The sequence below is a fragment of the Methanolobus vulcani genome (assembly GCF_006546655.1).
GTDB lineage: Archaea > Halobacteriota > Methanosarcinia > Methanosarcinales > Methanosarcinaceae > Methanolobus > Methanolobus vulcani_A.
Genome location: NZ_VIAQ01000020.1, coordinates 135,756 through 157,645, shown reverse-complemented (window position 1 = coordinate 157,645; position 21,890 = coordinate 135,756). Strand labels below are relative to the sequence as shown.

Annotated in this window: 18 protein-coding genes; 17 read left to right on the top strand and 1 reads right to left on the bottom strand. The window is 38.8% G+C overall.

The window, feature by feature from the left end:
- Nucleotides 1-25: 25 nt before the first annotated feature.
- From pheA to FKV42_RS13540, 12 genes are all read left to right on the top strand, one after another.
- Entirely contained in the window at nucleotides 26-901 is an 876-nt protein-coding gene (gene pheA / locus FKV42_RS13595) for a prephenate dehydratase (RefSeq protein WP_154810839.1), read from the top strand.
- Nucleotides 902-965: 64 nt separating this feature from the next.
- On the top strand, nucleotides 966-1,865 hold the full coding sequence (locus FKV42_RS13590; protein WP_154810838.1) for a DUF7502 family protein: 900 nt from the start codon (nucleotides 966-968) through the stop codon (nucleotides 1,863-1,865).
- A 65-nt stretch (nucleotides 1,866-1,930) separates the two neighbouring features.
- On the top strand, nucleotides 1,931-2,902 hold the full coding sequence (locus FKV42_RS13585; RefSeq protein WP_154810837.1) for an AAA family ATPase: 972 nt from the start codon (nucleotides 1,931-1,933) through the stop codon (nucleotides 2,900-2,902).
- Nucleotides 2,903-2,933: 31 nt separating this feature from the next.
- Nucleotides 2,934-3,815, top strand: a complete 882-nt coding sequence (locus FKV42_RS13580; protein WP_154810836.1) for a DUF58 domain-containing protein — start codon at nucleotides 2,934-2,936, stop codon at nucleotides 3,813-3,815.
- A gap of 2 nt (nucleotides 3,816-3,817) precedes the next feature.
- Complete coding sequence (locus FKV42_RS13575; RefSeq protein ID WP_154810835.1) at nucleotides 3,818-5,692, top strand: vWA domain-containing protein; 1,875 nt, start codon at nucleotides 3,818-3,820, stop codon at nucleotides 5,690-5,692.
- Nucleotides 5,692-8,154, top strand: a complete 2,463-nt coding sequence (locus FKV42_RS13570; RefSeq protein WP_154810834.1) for a VWA domain-containing protein — start codon at nucleotides 5,692-5,694, stop codon at nucleotides 8,152-8,154. The genes FKV42_RS13575 and FKV42_RS13570 overlap by 1 nt, the downstream gene beginning before the upstream one ends.
- Nucleotides 8,155-8,338: 184 nt before the next feature.
- The gene (locus FKV42_RS13565; protein WP_154810833.1) at nucleotides 8,339-10,693 is read left to right on the top strand and encodes a PAS domain S-box protein; all 2,355 of its coding nucleotides are present in this window, start codon (nucleotides 8,339-8,341) and stop codon (nucleotides 10,691-10,693) included.
- Nucleotides 10,694-10,737: 44 nt separating this feature from the next.
- On the top strand, nucleotides 10,738-11,322 hold the full coding sequence (locus FKV42_RS13560; RefSeq protein ID WP_154810832.1) for a GTP-binding protein: 585 nt from the start codon (nucleotides 10,738-10,740) through the stop codon (nucleotides 11,320-11,322).
- A 197-nt stretch (nucleotides 11,323-11,519) separates the two neighbouring features.
- Nucleotides 11,520-12,824 (top strand): O-acetylhomoserine aminocarboxypropyltransferase/cysteine synthase family protein, encoded by a 1,305-nt coding sequence (locus tag FKV42_RS13555; protein WP_154810831.1) that lies wholly within the window; start codon nucleotides 11,520-11,522, stop codon nucleotides 12,822-12,824.
- A complete protein-coding gene (gene metX / locus FKV42_RS13550; RefSeq protein ID WP_154810830.1) occupies nucleotides 12,821-14,293 on the top strand; it encodes a homoserine O-acetyltransferase MetX in 1,473 nt (490 codons plus the stop codon). The genes FKV42_RS13555 and metX overlap by 4 nt, the downstream gene beginning before the upstream one ends.
- Before the next feature lie 119 nt (nucleotides 14,294-14,412).
- On the top strand, nucleotides 14,413-14,775 hold the full coding sequence (locus FKV42_RS13545; RefSeq protein WP_154810829.1) for an HTH domain-containing protein: 363 nt from the start codon (nucleotides 14,413-14,415) through the stop codon (nucleotides 14,773-14,775).
- A 74-nt stretch (nucleotides 14,776-14,849) separates the two neighbouring features.
- Nucleotides 14,850-15,464 carry a 4Fe-4S binding protein gene (locus FKV42_RS13540; RefSeq protein ID WP_154810828.1) on the top strand — a complete coding sequence of 205 codons (615 nt, stop codon included), beginning with the start codon at nucleotides 14,850-14,852 and terminating at the stop codon, nucleotides 15,462-15,464.
- 255 nt (nucleotides 15,465-15,719) lie between these two features.
- On the opposite strand, the gene FKV42_RS13535 is transcribed toward FKV42_RS13540, so the two are convergent.
- Nucleotides 15,720-16,217, bottom strand: a complete 498-nt coding sequence (locus tag FKV42_RS13535) for a DUF2115 domain-containing protein (protein ID WP_196214147.1) — start codon at nucleotides 16,215-16,217, stop codon at nucleotides 15,720-15,722.
- A 165-nt stretch (nucleotides 16,218-16,382) separates the two neighbouring features.
- Here FKV42_RS13535 and FKV42_RS13530 point away from each other — a divergent pair, with 165 nt between their 5' ends.
- From FKV42_RS13530 to FKV42_RS13510, 5 genes are all read left to right on the top strand, one after another.
- Complete coding sequence (locus FKV42_RS13530; protein WP_154810826.1) at nucleotides 16,383-17,507, top strand: RNA-guided endonuclease InsQ/TnpB family protein; 1,125 nt, start codon at nucleotides 16,383-16,385, stop codon at nucleotides 17,505-17,507.
- A gap of 86 nt (nucleotides 17,508-17,593) precedes the next feature.
- The gene (locus tag FKV42_RS13525; RefSeq protein WP_154810825.1) at nucleotides 17,594-18,370 is read left to right on the top strand and encodes a hypothetical protein; all 777 of its coding nucleotides are present in this window, start codon (nucleotides 17,594-17,596) and stop codon (nucleotides 18,368-18,370) included.
- A 308-nt stretch (nucleotides 18,371-18,678) separates the two neighbouring features.
- On the top strand, nucleotides 18,679-19,389 hold the full coding sequence (locus FKV42_RS13520) for a hypothetical protein (protein ID WP_196214146.1): 711 nt from the start codon (nucleotides 18,679-18,681) through the stop codon (nucleotides 19,387-19,389).
- 102 nt (nucleotides 19,390-19,491) lie between these two features.
- A complete protein-coding gene (locus tag FKV42_RS13515; protein ID WP_154810823.1) occupies nucleotides 19,492-20,139 on the top strand; it encodes a hypothetical protein in 648 nt (215 codons plus the stop codon).
- Nucleotides 20,140-20,562: 423 nt separating this feature from the next.
- Nucleotides 20,563-21,669: a bactofilin family protein gene (locus FKV42_RS13510; protein ID WP_154810822.1), complete on the top strand. Its 1,107-nt coding sequence runs from the start codon at nucleotides 20,563-20,565 to the stop codon at nucleotides 21,667-21,669.
- Nucleotides 21,670-21,890 lie beyond the last annotated feature (221 nt).

The following is a 21,890-nucleotide window of genomic DNA, read 5'->3' as shown; positions in this document are numbered from 1 at the left end:
TAGATTACTGTCATTGAGGAAAAAAATGAGAATTGGAGTACTCGGGCTTAAAGGCTCATATTCAGAAAAGGCTGCAAAGCAGTGGATTGCAAAAAATGTAGCTGAAAACGACAATGTTCTGGAGCATTGTTCTGACATCCAGGATGTTTTCTCCATGCTGGAAAACAAAGAGTGCGATATCGGTGTAGTGCCTCTGGAAAATTCTATCGAAGGGTCTGTAGGTGTTACCTTAGACCTGCTTCTGGAAAAAGATGTAAACATCATTGGTGAAACAATTGTTACAATAAAGCACTGCCTTCTTTCAAAAGGAAAGGAAGAAGACATAAAGGTGATACTATCGCATCCCCAGGCTCTTGGACAATGCCGCAACTTCCTGAAAATGACGTTTCCTCTTGCAGAACTGAGAACCACTGGAAGCACATCGCATGCTGCAAAACTTGCAACTGAGTTTGAGGAAATGGCTGCTATAGCGTCCCCGGAGACTGCGGATGTTTACAAACTGGATATTCTGATGCCTGATATTCAGGACAGGAAACATAATCACACACGTTTTGTTGTTATTACAAGGTCGGAAACCACAGAAAATATGGTCAAATCCCTGAAACAGGCGGATTCATCCAGTCCTTACAAAACATCAATAATAGTCTATCTTGACCGCGACCGGCCAGGTGCACTTTATTCCATACTTGGGGAATTTGCAAAGCATAATATCAACCTTACAAGGATAGAATCAAGGCCATCAAAAAAAGTTCTGGGAGACTATGTGTTCTACATAGACTTTGAAGGAAACATAAGCGATGATATTATAAAAGATGCAATATATAACATAGAGTCGAGCGTAGGGATGTTGAAAATGCTTGGTTCGTATCAGGAATTCGATTCCACTTGCGAATCAAATTGAATCCAATTAATATACAGGTCATTGTAAATTACTACCTTGCAGAAAAAAGCGGTGAATTATGGGCATGGACGTCAGGAGTTTTATTAAAAAACAGGAAGCTGCACTCAAGAGATATCGCAGGTTATACACAATCCTGGATTTTCTTGGAACTGCTATTATTCTGTATTTACTTTTATTCTATATTCATGTTGATGAGGTATTCCAACATCTCCCTAGTTTTGAAGTCCGTGCAGGGACTTCTTATGACATTCTTGGAATGGATATTGCATTTGGAACTGTTGCACTGGCAATCATTGCAATATTCCTATCGTTGTTAATAACATTCCTCAGACATCTGCGCGATCATAAAGAAAAAGCGATCATGCTGATCGAGCAACAATATCCGGAACTTAGTGAAAGACTGCGTACTGCTTATGATAACGCAGGTGTTGAAAACCTTATAGTTTCAGATCTTGTAAGTACCGTATCTTCAGGTATAAGCAAAATTAGTTCTTCAACTTTACTAATTAAAGGGAAGCTTATCTTTGGATTAATAATAATACTGGTATCAAGTACAACAGTTGTTTATGTCGTTGATAATGATGTTCGTACAGACGCTGTAACTCCGGAAGATATAGCAGAACTTATTGAAGATCTTCCTTTTGTCGGCGGAAATGACGATACCAATGATGGTCTTTCCGAATTTGGAAGTGAAGAGGACGAGGAAGTAAGTGAATCAGATTCTAACATGACACAAGAAACTGACATAATAGTTTACGACGGTGTGGATGTGGACCTGACTCTTTCCGGAAGCTCAGCTGAAGGTTTTGTAAACGAAGAAAATGCAACAGATGAAGATGTTGATTTTGAAAAATCATCTGCTTATGAAACCAGTGTAATTTCAGCCCAGGCATATTATGAAGATTTTCCTGAAGGATACGAAAGTATAATTAAATCATATTTTGAAGAACTGGCAAATGCCTGACCCTAATAAAAAAAAGCTTTATTCAAATCATAAAATTCACAGGACAAAGACAAAGGAGATAATAGATGGCTAGTGAGATGAACTCAAGGGACCTGTCGCAAACATACAAAATGGCTGGCGATATGTTCGTGACTCTTTTTAATGAAATAGGAAAGGTAGTTGTAGGCCAGGCAGATACAGTTGAACAAATAGCAATTGCCATACTCTGTAATGGCCATGCACTTATTGAAAGTAATCCCGGTCTTGGAAAAACACTTACAATTTCCACTATATCAAAAGCAATGGACCTTAATTTCAGCAGAATTCAGTGTACACCTGACCTCATGCCAGCAGATATTACAGGAACACAAATTATAGAAGAAAGCGGTGGACACAAGGAATTTAAGTTCGAACCCGGACCAATATTTGCCAATATCGTACTTGCAGATGAGATCAACCGTGCATCACCAAAGACACAATCATCCCTGCTGGAAGCAATGCAGGAAAAGCAAATTACAGTTGGAAATGATACTTACATACTTGAACAGCCTTTTTTCATACTGGCAACCCAGAACCCGATAGAAATGGAAGGAACATTCCCGCTTCCTGAAGCTCAGCTTGACAGGTTCCTTCTCAAGATCCTTGTGGATTATCCAAGCTATGAAGATGAGATCGAAATCGTAAACCGCTATACAAAATCTATTACTCCAAGCGTCAATAAGGTTGTGAACAAGAATACACTTCTTGACCTCCAGAGACTCACAAGGGACGTGCCTGTTGCAGATGATATCAGGAACAGGGCAATACAAATAGTCATGGCTACCCGTATCGGAAGTGAGTTTATCGAATACGGGGCATCTCCAAGAGCATCTATTGGTATTATACTTGCTGCAAAGGCAAGGGCACTTATCAGAGGCAGGAATTATGTCAGTGCGGAGGATATTGATGCCATGGCATATCCGGTACTCAGGCACAGAATTATGCTCACATTTGAAGCTGAAAGGCGAGGCATAACTACTGATCAGGTTATCAAGAGCATACTTGAGAAGACAAAGTAAATCAGTTTGCTAACTTACAAGGGCACTTGCAATGAGCGACAAGAGACACAATATAGATGTTGAGTTTTTCAGGCAGCTTGACCGCTTTACCTTCATGGTAAAGAAAAGAATATCAACTGCGTATGCAGGTAGCAGGCGTTCCATCCATAGTGGAAGAGGTCTTGACACCAAAGGATACCGTGAATATGATAGCGGAGACGAGATCAAAACTATAGACTGGAAAGTTTATGCAAGATCTGAGAAACTCTATATCAGGCAGTTCGAGGAAGATAAATCCCTGACAACCCATATTCTTCTGGATTCCAGTAAAAGTATGGATTACACAAGCGGTGATGCTCCCAGTAAATTCGAATATGCAACTATGCTTGCTTCTGGTTTTGCGTACCTTGTAACCAAAGATAATGATAAGTTTGCCATATCCACCTTTGCAGAAGATGTGAATATTACAAAGCCCAGAAGAGGAAGAAAATATCTCCTTAAAACAATAGAAAGACTTGAAACTGCTCCTGTTGGTGGAAAAACTGCTATCGATGAATCTACTCTTGTTTACAGTAAAGTAATTCACTCACGCTCACTTGTAATTATAATATCAGATTTCCTGCAAGATCCAAAGGAAATTGAATCGGCTATTTATCGACTTTCTGACCACGACCTGATACTTGTACAGGTACTTGACAGAACAGAAAGCTCTCTTGAAATTCATGGGCATAGCAGACTCATTGATCTGGAATCCGGATCAAAGCTTGATACCTATGTCAGTGAAGATATGAAAAATGAGTACCAGAAAAAACTCACTGAGCATGTAGGTCACATAAGTGATGTTTGCAATAAGGTAGGTGCCGAATTCTACTCATTCACAACAGATACACCGATATTTGACGCATTCTTCAATACTATCAGTAGGGGGAAATGATAATGCCTTTTGATAATGTACTGGCATTGGGAGCACTTGTAAGTGTAATTCCACTTATTCTGCTATATCTGTTAAGACCTAAGCCACTTCAGGTGCAGGTTCCTTCACTTATGTTCCTTCTTGATATTAAAGAAGAGAAGAAAAGATTCTATACATCTATTTCTAAAATTGTCAAAGACCCGCTCTTCCTTATACAGCTTCTTGTACTGATACTGCTTGCACTTGCTGCTGCCTCACCTTATTATGAAACAGAGGAAGCACTAAGTGGTGACCATACGGTAATTGTTATTGATGCTTCCGCAAGTATGCAGACAGATAATAGGTTTGACGATGCGATATCAAAGGCAGAGGACTACGTGAGTAAAAAGAATACTATAATTCTTGCAGAAAGCTCGCCGGTGACAATTATAGAAGGAGAAGGCGCAGATGCAACCTATGATATGCTTGATACACTTGAGGCTAAATCTACGGTTGCAGACCTTTCGAGTGCAATCTCAGCTGCTACAAGACTACTCTCAGAAGAAGGCGGAGATATAGTTGTTATTTCCGATTTCACAAACTGGAACGGGGACGATCCTGTAAATGCCCTGAAACTGGCAGAGTCCTATAGTCTTAATGTTGAATTTGTCATCGTTGGAAATGACGCTGATAATGTTGGTTTCATTCAGGGTGGCATTGAAACAGATGACGATAGTTACACATACACAGGAGTTATCAAGAACTATTACAATAGCAGGCAAACAGTTGATATAGAAATTGAAAACCTGAAAAGTGGAAATACAAAATCCACTTCACTTGCAATACCTGCTCATTCAACAAAACAGTTCCAGTTAACAAATCTCGGTTCCGGTATAACCGAAGTAACCATTACAAATGACGATAGTCTGATGGCTGACAACACTGCTTATATTTCCATACCAGGCATATCTGACAGACAACTGCTTTTTGTTTCGGATGTTGATAATCTGCCATCTATGATTGCACTGTCACTTATACCAAGTATAGAATTAGATCAAAGTGAAGGTGTTCCAAATGCTCTGACTGATTACAGCATGATTGTTATTGCTAACAAAGAGAGAACACTCGGAAGTAATGAAATATCAGCTCTCAACAGCTACCTGAATAGTGGCGGAAAAGTTGTTTTCATTGCAAGCGAAGCAATATCATCTGGTAATGCAGCTACTGAACTCAAAGAACTGATGCCGGTTATGCCGGAATCTGTAATTGACGCAGATGACGGAGTGACAATTGAAGTCCTTCAGGATACCAGGCTTAGTGAGGATATCAAATTTGATGAAGTAGCTATGTATCACTACCTCAATGCTACAGAGAGATTAGACACGACCACTCTTGTTGCAACTGAGGACGGTATCCCAATTCTTAGTTACTGGTCTTTTGGTGAAGGAACGTCTGTGTATTTTGGAATTAATGATATTACAGGTGAAAGTGCCTGGAATAATTTCCATAACCTGCCTGAATATCCTGTCTTCTGGTCAAAGCTGGCAGGATGGCTTGGAGGAACAGGAGACGTACAGGATTATAATCTTAAAACAGGCACTATTTCAATACTTGCCAAAGAACAGGAAATAGAGACTCCAGGCAGCACTGAAACCACCACACGAGTATATTATGATGAGACGGGTGTTTATCAGGTAGCAGGAAAAAAGATTGCAGTAAACCTGTATAATGATAAGGAATCGGATACAACGCTTAGTGGGGACGATGTAATAGAACGTGCAGAGTCCGATAATGGAGCCGGTATTGTGCGTGCCAGTTCATATACAGGAAAACAATATCTTGATACGTATATGGTTATTCTTGTCTTACTATTGGTACTGCTTGAACTTCTGATTATTAAAAAGAGAGGTGAACTCTGATGATAGAATTTGAAGAGCCTCTGGTAATACTATTAGTTATTCCAATAATTATAGCAGGTTTTTATCTGCTGAAAAAGGGTGCAAAGAAAAGCCTTATCATTTCACGTATAATTGTGCTTTCACTTCTCATTACCGCTCTTGCTTCACCCTACGCAGTGGTTACAAGCGAAACTGTTGATGATACACCTGATCTTATCATTATTTCAGACGAAACAAATAGTATGGAACTATTTGAAAATGAAACTGCAACAGAACTATATGAAGCTCTTCAGGAAAAAACATCTACTCAAATTGTCAAGCTGACCGGGGAAAGTACTGCCCTGGGAGATGCAATTGAGCAATATGCTACCGGAGACAATCAAATTGTTCTTGTTACTGATGGTAACAGCAATACTGGTGAAGATATCGAGTCTGCTCTGGAATATGCCCAGGAAATGGGTACAACTGTATATTATGTAGAACCGGAACTTACATCTAACGACCTGAGTGTAAAAATCGAAGGAGACAAAGATGTAGTTATTAATACTGAAAATCAGTTTGAGGTAGTTGTATCTCAGGCAACAGAGCAGGAAACGTCATTTAGCTACGAACTCTATAATGATGACAAGCTTATAAGAAGTGGTAAGAAAACATTTACAGACAGAGATTCAACAATAATAGTCTCACAGGTGGAGTTTTCAAAACTTGGAACACACACACTAAAAGCAATCATATATCCTTCAGGCTCTGATGTTGATTCCATTAATAATGAGTTCTATAAAGCCATCTATGTAATTCCAAAACCGGAAATTCGTACAATCGGACTGGATAGAGATTCACCCCTTGCTTATGTATTATATAACCTGTATGATGTTTCAAATTCCGGTGAGCTAAAAAATATAGATGACAAAAAAGCGATTGTTATTGATAACACAGATGAAAGCGATTTTAGTGATGAAGAAGTTGAAAAACTAAAAGATTACCTCAACGATGGAAGAGGAATTGTAGTTGTTGGAGGAGATGGTTCCTACAACTTCGGTGATTATCTGGATTCATCAATTGAAGAGATACTACCTGTCAGATCAGAACCAACTGACTGGACTGGTGGAAGAAATGTTGTTCTTCTTATTGATACATCAATAAGTATACTTAATTACGAAATCCAGAACGATGTTATTTCAAATGCAGTCGCAATTATAAACGATGAAGATGTCAAGGATTCCTATGCAGGAGTCATTGCTTTTGGAAGTACAGGATTTGATATTACTAACGGGCTTTTGTATTTAGGAACACAAGCTAACATCGATTACATAGAAGATCAACTTACCAATGATCTCTCTTTTGGTGCAAGTGACAGTGATCTTAATGAAGGACTTGACGTTGCTGATGAGTGGCTTGATGAACAGGATGGAGAACTTGAAATAATAATTATTTCAGATGGGGCAATCGGTAATACATATGATGATACACTGGATATTGCAACATCCCTTCATGAAAAAGGTATCAGTTTTTATTTCCTGCAAATAGAAAACAATGATCCAAGTCAGAGATTTAAGATTGATGACGATGGAAATTATTATGCCGAAACTTTGATGGAAGAAGTTGAAGGAAGCTACGTCCCACTTGAGAGAGGGGAAGTAGCAGACATCAGCCTGGGGGAAAGTTCTTCAGATACATCATCTGAAGGAATCCAAACTGATGACTTCTCGCTTGTTGAAGTTAATACCAGACATTTCATCACTAAAAATATTGATGTTGATGGAAGTATCACAGGGTATAATGACGTTACACCAAAAGCCGGAGCTGACAGGCTTGTAATTACAAGCACCGGTAAGCCGGTACTGACCACATGGAGATACGGACTTGGAAGAGTGGCAGCACTTACTACCGATAACGGCTATGGCAATAACAAAATGTGGGCTACCCAGTTATATTCCGGAAACAATTCAAAACTGATAGCTGCAACTGTAAATTGGGCAATTAGTAATCCCAGGGAAGAAACAGGAGCAGTTGTAGTGGCAGAAGATTCGTGGTATGGATCATCTGTGGATATTGAACTTACAATGTATGAAGAAGGAGTTCCAACCCTCAAACTCAACGACGAGGAAGTTGAACTCTCACTTGTTGGTAACGATATCTATGAAGCCACTATTTATCCGACTTATATCGGAATACATGATCTTTCAGGGTATCCTCTTGCTGTAAATTATGCTATTGAATACCGTGATGTAGGACTTAACGAGGATCTCCCTTCACTGATAATAAAGTATGGAGGAGAAACTTTTACGGTAAACAAAGCCAGGAATAACTTATTTGAAGAGGCACAAAGTAATGCAGTAAAAGAAGTAAATGAAAGTGTCAGCCAGAAGATATACTTCCTGATTGCAGCCCTTATCATATTCCTCGGCGAAGTGGCTTTAAGAAGGATTAAAGAGATAAAGGAAATGAAAAAACTGGAAAAAGAAATCGAGCATGAGAAGTGAATTTCTGCTACATTTCTTTTTTCTTTTTTGACTTATAACTATTTTTTATTAAATAACCTGCAACTTTATTAATAAGTAATTAACATAATAACATGGGTAAAAATTGCCATGTGAGGGGTACATGGATGAAAATAGATGAAATTTCCATAGTATAATTATACTTATTTCTAAGGGGATCAGATGAGTGATACAGGCTTTAAAGATTCTGTTTGTAGAAGACCTACCAGAAGATTTAGAACTTGCCAAAAGAAAAATTAAAAGTTGCGGCATCATTTTTGAATCATTTCTGGCAGAAAATGAAGATGATTATTTAAAAGGCCTATATGAATTCAAACCCGATATTATCATATCAGACTACATGCTACCCGAATTTGATGGCATGCGTGCACTGGAACTGGCACTTACTTATAACAGTAACATGCCTTTTATCATTCTTACAGGCTCTATGAACGAGGAAATTGCAGTAGAAGCCATGAAGGCTGGTGCCACTGACTATATTCTGAAAGAACATATTAGCAGGCTTCCATTCGCTATCAGGGAGGCTATTGATAGCAAAAAGGCGATGGTTGAAAAGAAAATAGCCATGGATGCCCTGAAATCCATGTCAGACATAATACAACAATCTCCATTCTCTGTGATCTCCACCAGCTTAGAAGGAATAATAACAAGCTGGAACAAAGGAGCTGAAAGGATATTTGGATACACTTCAGAAGAAGCTCTGGGAAAAAACATCTCGCTGCTTTATCATGAAGATGACCTTGATATACTGAACAACGACATCATAGAACCTTTGCTTTCAAAAGAATATAACCAGATACAAACAAGATTGGTACGCAAAGGCGGGGAAGTCTTCATCGGATCACTGTCCTTATGGGTGGTTAAAGACAGAGCAGGAAAAACCGTTGAAATGGTCGGATACACATATGACATAACCAAAGAAGTAGAAGCGGAAGAAGCACTTGAAACCAGCGAAAAGATGTATCGCCTGCTTGCGGAAAACACTCAAGACTGTATATGGTCTATGGACATGGATCTTGTATTCACTTATTCTAATCATTCCGTTTATGACATACTTGGATTTCTTCCGGAAGAATGGATCGGATCTAATTTGAAAGATCATTGTGATGAAGAGAATTACATGAAAATGCTGGAGTCCATACGTCTCGGACTGCAAAAAGCACCTAATTCAGAAGGTATTTGTTTTCAGGTAGAGGTGCTTAACAAAGAAGGCCATGCAGTACCTGTAGAAATAATAGGCAAGATTATTTTTGATAAAAACGGAGCACCTGTTTCTATACAGGGAAACTCAAGAGACATTACCAAAAGAGTGGAAACCGAGAATGCCCTCAAAGAGAGTGAAGAAAGACTTGAACTTGCTCTGAGAGTATCCGAACATGGTTTCTGGGTTTGGGACCTTGATGAGGATGATTTTTATTTCAATCCGCAGTCATACATGATGCTTGGATACGAAAATAATGAAGTTCCCATGTCAATTGATACATGGAGTAAATTGATGCATCCTGATGACAGGAAAAATGTGATGCCTGAAATCATTGATTCGGTTAACGAAAGAAGACCTTTTAATTTTGAGATGCGTATGGCAGCAAATTCAGGAGATTGGATCTGGGTGCTGGCAAAGGGAAATACCTTCAATCTGAAAAGTGGAAAACACTGGGCGATCGGAACTCTTGTTGATATCACAGAAAGCAAAAAAGCTGAGGAACAAATGTTGCTGGCAAAGATAGCTGCTGAGGAAGCTAACCGCTGTAAAAATGAACTGCTGGCCAACATGAATCACGAACTGCGGACACCACTTAATTCTATTATCGGATTTTCGGATGTGCTTCTGGATGGAAGCCTGGGAATGATCAATGAGGAACAGGAAAAATATCTTCGTCTCATGAACAATGACGGTCACCGGCTCTTGAGTCTTATCAACCATGTACTTGACCTATCCCAGATAGAGTCAGATGGAATAACACTTCACTTTTCAAACTTCGATCCGGTTCTGGTTGCTGAAAATGTTATGGAAGCCACAGAGACACTTGCCAGGAAAAAGAATATCAAGACATGCATCAGTATTGGGAAAAATATTGGTACCATAACTGCTGATGCAGACAAGTTCAGGGAAATACTTTACAACATTATAGAAAATGCTCTTAAATTCACACCTGAAAACGGGAATATTATTGTTGTCATGAACAGGAGAAATGATGAAATAGAAGTATCCGTTCAGGACACCGGCATTGGTATTGCTGAAAAGGACAGGGAAAGGATATTTGATGCTTTTGTACAGGTAGATGGTTCCAATACCAGACAATACGGAGGAGCGGGACTTGGACTTGTGCTTGTCAGGGAATACCTGAAAATGCATAACGGATGCATACGTGTGGAGAGTAAAACGGGCAAAGGTAGCAAATTCATCTTCAGGATGCCTGTATATCCGATCAAAAAAGAGATGAGTGATTTTGAAAGTCCGGTGAGAAGTAGTATTTGCAGTCCAGACTCACAGCACCGCTACCAACCACCTAAACCGTAAGTTTCAAGGACGTTTCTTATCAATATCTTTGTGGAGTGTATCTTATGAAAGTCAGTATTATAGGCGGAGCTACAGGCAGTGGAAAGACAACGCTAATTCTAAAGCTTGCAAAATATCTCAATTCCCGGGGAGAGAAAATTGGCGTCATTGTTCAGGAAAACGGTGAAGTGGATTATGATGAGAAAACACTTACAGACCTTGGAATAAAGACGAGGGAAGTTAATAGTGTGTGCATCCCATGTTCTCTTGATACAGATATCAGGAGTAATCTCCTTACAATACAGGAAGAGTTCAACCCTGATACTGTTTTCATTGAAGCCGAGGAAACAGTGCTACCCCATAAACTGAAAGCTGACCTTGAAAGAATGGAACTTGATGATGTGGAACTTTTGCCTTCTGTTGTACTTGTTGATTCACCCGAATTTGAGATAGAAGAAGACCAGCTTACCGAATATGTCAGGAAACAGACAGCAGGCGCAGAGATTGTTTGTATGGGTAAAGTGTGGTTAGATACTAATAAACATTCCGATGCCGTTTTGAAACTTATCAGAAAGCTTAATCCTGATGCCAAGATAATTGTTTATCCTGAAAATGATGATGAAAATTTCCCGGCTGAATTGCTGGGATGAAATATTTCTTTTTTTGGCTGATTTTTCCGGATTCTATTTTATTCTCAAAATGTTTCATTTTTGAATCTTATACGCCATCAAACAAAATAACCATTAGTAATAATTAACGAGTGGATTATGCATAGCTATATATAACATTGCATATATCACAAAATAGTGCAAAACTAAAGCACACTACAAAATCCAGAGGAAATAAGATGGACAAAAGAAACTATGGACCAAATACACTGGCTTTACATGCAGGCCAGGAACCTGATCCTGTAACCGGGTCGCGTGCAGTACCAATCTACCAGACAGCATCGTACACATTCAAGGACGCAGAACATGCAGCCAATCTCTTCGGACTGAAGGAATCCGGTAACATCTATACCAGGCTAATGAACCCTACCACCGATGTGCTTGAAAAGAGAGTTGCTGCCATTGAAGGCGGCACAGGTGCACTTGCAGTTTCCTCTGGAATGTCCGCCATCACTCTTGCAACACTTGGTGTGACCGGTCCGGGCGATGAAATAGTTGCAGCCGACAATCTCTACGGTGGAACATACCAGTTATTCAACAATACATTTAGGAATCTGGCAAGGAAAGTAGTCTTTGCTGACTCTACAAAACCTGAAGAATTCAGGAAAGCCATTACGGAGAAGACAAAGGCAATCTACACAGAGATAATAGGAAATCCCAAACTTGATGTTCCAAATCTGGAGGAAATCTCAAAGATAGCACATGAAGCAGGAATTCCACTTATAGTTGACAACACAGTGGGAATTGGAATTGTTAAACCAATTGACCTTGGTGCTGATATTGTCGTTCTCTCTGCAACCAAGTTCCTCGGAGGACATGGAACAACAATAGGCGGAATTATTGTAGATTCCGGCAAATTCAACTGGGACAACGGGAAGTTCCAGGGACTAACAGAACCTGACCCGGGTTATCACGGACTTAAATACTGGGAAGCATTCGGGGATGTTCCTGAACTTGGTAACATTGCATTCATAACCAAGATGAGAGTTCACCTGCTGCGTGACCTTGGACCTGCACTTAGTCCTTTCAATTCATTCCTGCTCTTGCAGGGACTTGAGACACTTCCGCTCAGGGTTGAAAGACACAGTAGCAATGCACTCAAAGTTGCTGAGTTTCTGAACAAGCATCCTGCTGTTGAATGGGTGAACTATCCAGGACTTAAAGACCATCCTAGCCATGAACTTGCAACAAAATACCTGAAAGGAAAGTATGGTGCAATCCTTGGGTTTGGAATCAAAGGCGGTCTTGAAGCAGGAAAGAAGTTCATTGACGGTGTGGAACTACTGTCACATCTTGCAAACATCGGTGATGCGAAGACACTTGTCATTCATCCTGCATCTACAACACATCAGCAATTGACAACCGATGAAAAGCTGGCAACCGGAGTTACAGATGATTTCATCCGCATGTCCGTGGGACTTGAAGATGTGGAAGACCTGATAGCTGATATCGACCAGGCACTAAAAAGATCTCAGGAACTATGAAGAAAGAATCTATAGGAATAGTGGAGACTGAGGTCTTCAATCTCCCGGGAGAACTGGTGCTTGATAGTGGGAAAAAGCTGAAGAATGTCAATATAGCTTATGAGACCTACGGAAAGCTGAACCCTGAAAAGAGCAATGCAATTCTTATCTGTCATGCACTAACAGGTGATGCGCATGCAGCAGGGCTGCATAGCGGTGAAAGCAAAGCCGGATGGTGGGATACATTGATAGGTCCCGGAAGGACCATTGATACTGATAGGTATTTTGTTATTTGTTCCAATGTACTGGGAGGATGTAAAGGCTCGACAGGACCATCCTCTATAAATCCTGAAACCGGGAAAGAATACGGAACTACATTCCCATTCATAACAATAAAGGACATGGTGAAGGCTCAGAAAGAACTTGTTGACCACCTTGGCATAAAAAAACTCTTTGCTGTTATCGGAGGTTCTATGGGAGGAACTCAGGTCCTCCAGTGGTCTGTGACATATCCTGGCAGCTTGAGCAAGGCAATTGTTATTGCAAGTACGGCACGTTCATCACCTCAACAAATAGCATTCAGTGAGGTTGGAAGAATGGCAATACTCTCTGATCCTGACTGGAACAATGGGGATTATTACTCCGGTAGCGGGCCTATTCACGGGCTTGCACTGGCACGGATGATAGGACATATAACCTATCTTAGTGATGACTCCATGCACCAGAAATTCGGAAGGAGACTTCAGGATAAGCAAAAACTGGATTACAATCTTGATTTTGATTTCCAGGTTGAGAGTTATCTGCATTATCAGGGACAGTCATTTACGAAGAGATTTGATGCTAATTCCTATCTTTATATTACAAAAGCACTGGACTACTTTGACCTTGCAGTGAATGGTTCCTTGATTGAAGGAATGAAAAATGCAAAGGCAAAGTTCCTGGTCGTAGCAGTAAGCTCTGACTGGCTTTACCCGCCTTACCAGTCAAAAGAAGTTGTTTCCGCGTTGACTGCCAATGATATTGATGTAACCTATAGGGAAATAGAATCCAATTACGGGCATGATGCTTTCCTGCTGGAATCGGGACAATTAGGTTATATTATCGGTAACTTCCTTTCCCATACACTTGTTTCTGACATAATGAAAAGAGAGATCAAGACAATCAGAAATGAGCTTAGCATTGAAGAAACCGCACAGGTCATGTTTGAAAATGGTATCACGCACCTACCGGTTGTTGATGATGAAAACGAGCTTATCGGAATAATAACTTCATGGGATATTTCAAAAGCTGTTGCCTTGAAATGTACATCCCTGGACAAGATTATGGTCAGGGATGTTATCACGGCAAAAGGAGATGAGGATATTGAAAGTGCTGCAAAGAAGATGGAGCAGAATTTCATCTCCGCTCTTCCGGTGGTTAATGACGATAACCGGATAATCGGCATCATTGGCAGTGGTGAGATCAACCGGATGATAGGTGGGTGTCAGTAAAAACCCATTTCAACTATTTTTGTAGTACTTCTATTTTTTTGCCTTTTTTTTCAGTACTTGAAACTCCTTATATATGGCTGTTACTTTAATGCAGTACTGTTAATAAATGGAGGTATCAAATGGTTGACTTTGCCTGTAAAGAGTTTGAGATCGAAGCTGTAATAAAATGCGGATTGAACCTGACTAAAGCCGAACTACAGATTTTGAAGTATTTCCTGCAATACGGACAGGACTGGCTTACTACAGAAAAGATAGCAGAAGAACTCGAACTTAACCTTTCGACTGTCCAGAGAAGTGTTAAGAAACTCTACGAAAGAAAGATACTCATTCGTTCCCAGAATAATATGGACGGCGGCGGATACTTCTTTGTGTATAAGATTCGCAGCAAGAAGGACATTCATGAACTGATCATGGAGGTTGTCAATAACTGGGTCAAGAGAGTGGACAGCGAATTGCAGTCATGGGCTGACGAGAACCAGTAATACTCCTAAACCCTCCTAAAAACTGCTACAAGATACTTGAAAAACATTGTAATTATAAGAAAAAAGGTGAAATTGTGCTGAAAATTACTCCATATCTTGGAATCCTTGTCGTTATCGTATCCATTGCAGGACTATGGTTCCCACTTCTGGGATATTTCCTGCTGCTTGTGTTTGCAACACTGCTTATAACGAGTATTTCCCGTGGAAGATGGTTCTGCGGAAACCTTTGCCCCAGAGGAAGTTTTAATGACTTCTGGGTGGGGAAAATAACGCGTGGCCATAAAATACCTAAAATACTTAGAAGCTACTGGGTCAGAGTCCCTATATTCATGCTTATGATGGGATTTATGGGCTACAGACTCCTGAGCACCCACGGACTTGTTAACCAGATAGGCATGGTCTTTGTCATAATGTGTCTTGTAACAACTACAATTGCACTGGTTACAGGAACCGCCATCAGCCCACGCACATGGTGTACTTTCTGCCCAATGGGAACCGTACAGAACCTGATAGGCGGAAAGAAGTATCAGCTCCAGACTGATGAATCAAAATGTATTAGCTGTAACAAGTGCGAGAAGATCTGTCCGATGCAGCTCGATGTACATACAAATGGTCCAAAACCTGACTGTATCAAGTGCGGAAGATGCATTACAGCATGTCCGACAAAAGCACTGTCATTTAAAGCCTGAATATCTTTCCTGATAATTCAGGTCTACCTCCTATTTTTTGTTTTTAGTGAAGCAAAAACAATCTTGATCTAAAAACAAAGTAACCATCTGCCGAAAGCGGCACATTCCTATGATTCCATACGGATGGTATACGAAAAAGTCGGGAATTTGCAGATATTTTGTTTAGTAATTTTGGAAAACGCCGGCTTCGCCGTGCCCTCCGGGATCATTCAAGCTATTCAAGCTATTCAATTTATTATTTCTGTTCATTTCTGTTCATTTCTGTTCTTCGCTGTCCTTACAGATACAGAACTCACAAAAAGAAATACCGGTTTCTGACTGTTTGTCCTTAACCGGACAATAATAAAAAGTGCCATCCTCAGTGATCTTCAGTCCTCCGGGAAATACCATCCCCACTGGATGCAGTGGTTTTTTGACGATGAAAGTCAGGTAAATGTGAACGATACTGATAAACCGGTTCATAGCATCTTTTTTCCGGTCAACTGAATCTGTTTTCTCTTTGATGCTGTAAAGAGCTGCTTCATAGTCTGCCGGATCAATTTCCTGAATTATAATTTCATGAGGCCTGAGTTGTTTAATTTCCAGAAAACTCTCATAGAGATAGACAAAATAGTCCGAGGAATAGATTGTTTTGTATGGTTCAGGAACATGTTCCACAGCTTCCATGGCAAAAGCTCTTGCAAGACTAATGTCTGCATTACTGATGCTTCTGCTATCTTTTTGCAGCTTAGAAAGGAGTTCTGAGGTATTCATTCTTATAGTAAACAGTACTACCCATGTGTTAACCTTTTTTACGACTAACGGGGTGTAGGGGTAGAGAAAGCCCATTGCTTTAGCTGTGGGATGAATCGTACCCCACTTCTTAGATAATCAATACTAACATAACCTTTTTAAGCAAATATAATATAATATGATATAATGCGTAAAACATACAAGTTTCGTATCTATCCTACTAAACCACAACAAAAACAGATGGAGCGTAGCTTGGAATTATGCAGACAAGTGTATAATCGCACATTAGCAGAACGAAAAACTGCTTATGAGGAAAGAGGCGAGACACTTTCAAAGTATACTCTCAATAAACTACTACCTGAATGGAAAAAAGAGAAACCTGAATATAAAGAAGTGTTTTCCCAAACCCTTCAAGAAGTACAGGAAAGAGTAGACCTTGCATTCAAGCACTTTTTCAGACGTGTGAGGAACGGAGAAAAACCCGGATACCCTCGTTTCAAAGGTAAGGGGTGGTACGATAGTTTCACATATCCTCAGATGGGCTTTAAACTCGAAGATAATTTTCTATATCTCTCTAAAATCGGGAATGTCCGTGTAAAAGTACATCGAGAAGTTGAAGGTGACATTAAAAGAATCATCGTAAGACGTTCTGCATGTAAAAAATGGTACGTTTCCTTAACAACAGAATGTGAAGATATAGAAATCCCTGAGAGAAATATGGAACATGTTGTAGGTATCGATATGGGTTTATCCAGTTTCGCAACCCTATCAGATGGAACAGCTATTTACAACCCTCGATTTTTCCGTAAGGAAGAAAAGGAACTCGCAAAGGCTCAACGTAAATTATCCAAAGCCACAAAGGGTTCCCCTGAACGCAAAAAAGCTATCCGTGTAGTACAAAGAGTACATGAAAGAATAGCAAACAAGCGATATGATTTCATACATCGATTAAGCAAACGGTTAGTAGATGATTATTCCTTCATAGCTTTTGAAGATTTAAACATCAAGAACATGCTTAAAAATCATTGTCTCGCAAAAAGCATATCTGATGCCGCATGGAATATGTTAATCTCTGCAACAAAATACAAGGCTGAAAGTGCTGGTTCTTTAGTTGCATTGGTTAATCCTGCGAATACTTCTAAGATGTGTTCAAGGTGTGGTCTGTTAGTTGAAAAAACATTAGCAGATAGAACACACGAATGTAATAGCTGTGGTCTGGTTTTAGACCGTGACCACAATGCCGCTATCAACATTCTCAGATTGGGATTGCAATCTGTCGGTATCGAATCCGTAGAAGCCCACGTTCTTTAGACATGAGAGCAGTCACTAACAGGTTCTAAAATAACTCTTAGCTAATACATTCCATATATATTGTAAAACCAATCAAATAAAAGAGAATGACAATGCACACCGGTAAAAATAGGCGTGACTATAACGATATTGAATCTATCTTTTCCTACAGGAAAGATATCATCTTCAGCGAACACGCCGCCAAACTGGCTATATTTCAAGATTCCATAGAATTGTTATTCTATCTTACAACAGTTCTGAATGCCGGATTTCGTGATGAGGTTAAAAGAACCAGTAAACGTCCCGATGATCCTAAATCCATTATACCTGTACTATTTGAGCGTAACAACCATAATTTGATCGCAGCCTACAAACTAGCATGTATTGGTCTGAATAATTCTACTTACCTGAATTTAAGAACCGTTTTTGAAGGAATTACCCAGATGTATTTGCTTCAACTGACTGACAGAGAAGCATATATTTTCTACAAGCAGCAGTTAGGCACACTCACAGAGACGGAAGAAAAAGAGCTAAAGAACAAACATCACTGGCTCAGACCTGCAAGAATACGCCAATTATTATACACAGGAGAGAAGAAAAAACAGGTTGATGGTTTTTATATACTCATCTCCAATGCGGCTCACCCTGGTATAAAAAGAGCAATCGGTGATTTTGATTACCGCGAAGAAGTTACTGTTGATGTGCTATCCATTTTACTGGCTCTGTCGGCTGCCAGCCTTGTGAGTATCAAAAATATCTATTCTTCTATGATCAATGAAGAGGAAACGGAAGAGATTGATAACATGCTGGACAGGGTGACGCAGGAATTAAATGGGCAAGTGATGGATATTAGTCCGAATCACCCGGGTTTGGAAAAAGATTAGGGGATATAGTTATCTCTGATTTTAGGCATAGGTTTGTGTGCCTAATTCACACAACCATGATATAAGCATCTAATAAAAGATTATCTATATTTCATACGCAAATTTATTTCAAGTTGAAAGTAAATACTATTCAAGATGATTTTCCTAGGATTGTTATTTCTTTTTTGGATTTTAAAAATATTTAAATAACATAAGATTATATTAGAAAGTCCTAGACTGGTGTAAAGGAAAACACACTCACTCTCACGAGTGAGAGATTTTGAGGGTTCGATTCCCTCTTCTATTCACTTTTTTATTGAGGTGGTTTTTTGGGTTCATATTACGACAAACATTGTGATAATCTTAAAATGATAGAAACAGCAATCTCTTCAATAGAAGTCTCATTAAAGCAATCTATTCGAAAGCAAGATCAACAAAATGTCGATATTTATACACGTATTTTAGCTTTTTTGATTAATTCTTGGACTGAAGTGCGAATCATTAAACTTCTCAATGAATCAAATGCATTTAGTGATGTTGAAATCAAAAATATAACAAAAAATTCACTTGAAAATAAATGGAAACAAACATTGAAAAAAGCATATGATAAAAGCTTTCCAAATACTGGTACCGACCCAGAAAATGAGGCTCGTTTAAATGCATTGATGGATATTATTACTGACCACTTAAAATATTCCGCAGATATAAGAAATAAATTAGCCCATGGTCAATGGATACATTCTTTTGATAGGGATTCAATTGAATATGATAATATTTTGACATCTAAAGTAAATGATGAGAATTATCTGAAAATAAACTTTAGATACTTAATATTCAAGGATTTATCACAAATGATACATGACCTTGCTGTATCAACTCCTACTTTTGAGAGAGATTTTGAAAGACTGTTTTTGCGTGTTGTAGAAAAACAGAATCAATCAAAAAATATGATATATGAAAAATTTGTTCATCAATTAGTTTCAAAAGAAATGAAATCTAGGCAGATTAGAGAAGCTAATAAATGTGGAACAAACACCTAATTATCTTCATCACATTCCTGCGCTAAAATTCAAAACCTCTTCCTTTGCTTTTTTCTTCAAATAAGCCAAATCTTTTTTAATTAGAAAACAAATAGAATTAACATGTTTTCAGGAATGTTTCAGTATATTGGTTATCTAAAATACATTCTAAAATATGTAATGGACTTAGACGATACTCATAAGTTAAAACCTGCTTTTGCCGATGAAATTGAGCCAGATATAATAGCTTTTGAAGATGCTTACTTGGAATTGCTAATGAGTTTATACCTAACAACGGGTGCATTTTTGGTTGGAACAATAATTCCACCTAACGAAACAGAAGTAGCAATAGACAAAATAACTGAAACATATCTTACATCTATAGCAAAGATGGAAAATAGCTTAGTGCAACTTGTAAAAACGTTAAAGGTTCATGAAAGTGATGTGTATAAAATTATAGGCAACAAATACTCAAATAAAATGCTAATGAATAATCTTCTTGCTTCAGTCGACGTTGAACAAAAAACGATTGATTGGGATTATCTATCCCGAAAAAACAGTTTAATGCAATTTGATTCAAAGAATATATACAATACAGATTTCCCAAAGAAATTGAATGAATCATTAACACCTTTTACTGAAGAGATGGAAATAAACAATGTTGTTTGGGATAACATTAATCTAAAAAACATGGAAATAATGGAAAATCTATGGCTTAACAAAGAGTTCAGAAGAGATTATCACGATCTACTTAAGAAATATTTACATTAGCATTATTTAACCTTTTTATGCTAATGTTTTATGATTGATTTCATCAATCTCCTCATAATTGCAATTCTCGCCATAGTATTCATAGTCTTTACTGTAAGTAGTTTCTTAACAGACCAGACTGATACTGATAAACTACATCTTCAGATAATGCAACTCAGGAAATATCAGAAGAAAATGCAGACTTTGTAGTTTCAGGAACAGAACTAACCTTAGTGCAAAGTGGTTTTCAATTCACAGAAGGGCCTACTGCTGATTCAGAAGGAAATATTTATTTCAGTGACATTACAGACGGAAAAATCTACAAATGATCAGAGGGAAACAATACGATCACACTTTACAAAGAAGCCGAATAAGCATTTAATCAATGAAAAACAATTTTAAAATACTCACTTAAATTAAGTTGTAGATGGGGGAGTCTGCAAAATGAAAACTAGCTTACAAGTTTTATGCAAGATTATGCTGCTGGTTGCTACTTTTATGCTATTCAGCCATACAGCTACAGCATATACCACAATTGAAAGTGGAGACACGGTTGTCATTGATGAAGTAATTGATGATGATGTGATAGTTGCCGGCGGAACCGTCATAATTGATGGAACGATAAATGGTGATGTAATCGTTGCCGGTGGCATGGTTGAGATTAATGGGAACATAGAAGAAGACCTGATCGTAGCAGCAGGCGATGTGCAAATTAACGGCAGGGTCGGAGATGATCTTAGAGTTGCATCAGGCACACTCGCTATTTACGGTGAAGTGCAGGATGATGTCATCTCCTTTGCCGGTGAAACTGTACTTGCTGACACCGGATACATTGGCGGAGACTTTTCAGCCGGTTCGGGAGAAATCACAATTTCGGGACACGTTGGTGGAAATGTAAAAGCATCTGCCGAGGAAATCACTATTCATGGTAATATTGGCGGAGATGCAGAACTGAACGCAGAAGAAATAAACATATCACCTGATGCTTCCATATCTGGAAATCTTGAATATAGGAGCAAATCCGAAACAAAGATAGAGGAAGGCGTTGTTGGAAATAATGTTCACTACTCTGAAATGGAATCTCACAAGGATGGAGGAATAGTATCATCCCTGATAAGCGGACTTATTTCATATCTCGGTCTTGTTCTTATAGGTCTTATCGGACTGGCAATATGGCCCGAATATATGGAGAACATTGCTGCTAAAACCTCTGAATCACCAGGAATGGCTTTTCTTACCGGACTGCTAGTTCTGATAGTAGCTGGTATACTGACAATTCTGCTCTTTGTTACAATCATAGGAATTCCACTTGGACTTATCCTGCTCACAACCCTCTTTGTAATGCTTTATGTTGCAAGGATAATCGCATCCATATGGATTGGACGTCATTTGCTAAGTAAAATGGGTAAAAGTACAAAGACGATGAATGAAATGGCCTTCGGACTTCTGGTACTGCTACTTGCCAGTGCTATTCCGGTTATCGGTGGACTTATTTACCTGGCTGCAACCCTGATTCCTCTTGGAAATATCTACATGACAGCAAGAAACTGATTTTTAAGTTTCTATTTTTACTTTTTTTAAGCAATTTTATATAAACATTTAATAAGCATGAATGCATACTAAGAGCCGGATGTTTTAAGTTAAAATAAGAAACGAGAGATTTAAAACAAATATTTCTTAGATTGTATTTTGAGGGACGAATTAGTGTACGTTTTAGACACGAATCAATCAAGCATTGTTAATCAGGATTATGAATTTTTCACGGAGCTGTT

Coding starts and splice junctions, on each gene's coding strand:
- FKV42_RS13555 (WP_154810831.1), top strand. CDS start 11,520: ATGGACAAAAGAAACTATGGACCAAATACACTGGCTTTACATGCAGGC.
- FKV42_RS13560 (WP_154810832.1), top strand. CDS start 10,738: ATGAAAGTCAGTATTATAGGCGGAGCTACAGGCAGTGGAAAGACAACG.
- metX (WP_154810830.1), top strand. CDS start 12,821: ATGAAGAAAGAATCTATAGGAATAGTGGAGACTGAGGTCTTCAATCTC.
- FKV42_RS13590 (WP_154810838.1), top strand. CDS start 966: ATGGACGTCAGGAGTTTTATTAAAAAACAGGAAGCTGCACTCAAGAGA.
- FKV42_RS13580 (WP_154810836.1), top strand. CDS start 2,934: ATGAGCGACAAGAGACACAATATAGATGTTGAGTTTTTCAGGCAGCTT.
- FKV42_RS13545 (WP_154810829.1), top strand. CDS start 14,413: ATGGTTGACTTTGCCTGTAAAGAGTTTGAGATCGAAGCTGTAATAAAA.
- FKV42_RS13570 (WP_154810834.1), top strand. CDS start 5,692: ATGATAGAATTTGAAGAGCCTCTGGTAATACTATTAGTTATTCCAATA.
- FKV42_RS13530 (WP_154810826.1), top strand. CDS start 16,383: ATGCGTAAAACATACAAGTTTCGTATCTATCCTACTAAACCACAACAA.
- FKV42_RS13585 (WP_154810837.1), top strand. CDS start 1,931: ATGGCTAGTGAGATGAACTCAAGGGACCTGTCGCAAACATACAAAATG.
- FKV42_RS13575 (WP_154810835.1), top strand. CDS start 3,818: ATGCCTTTTGATAATGTACTGGCATTGGGAGCACTTGTAAGTGTAATT.
- FKV42_RS13515 (WP_154810823.1), top strand. CDS start 19,492: ATGTTTTCAGGAATGTTTCAGTATATTGGTTATCTAAAATACATTCTA.
- FKV42_RS13525 (WP_154810825.1), top strand. CDS start 17,594: ATGACAATGCACACCGGTAAAAATAGGCGTGACTATAACGATATTGAA.
- FKV42_RS13535 (WP_196214147.1), bottom strand. CDS start 16,217: ATGAATACCTCAGAACTCCTTTCTAAGCTGCAAAAAGATAGCAGAAGC.
- FKV42_RS13510 (WP_154810822.1), top strand. CDS start 20,563: ATGAAAACTAGCTTACAAGTTTTATGCAAGATTATGCTGCTGGTTGCT.
- pheA (WP_154810839.1), top strand. CDS start 26: ATGAGAATTGGAGTACTCGGGCTTAAAGGCTCATATTCAGAAAAGGCT.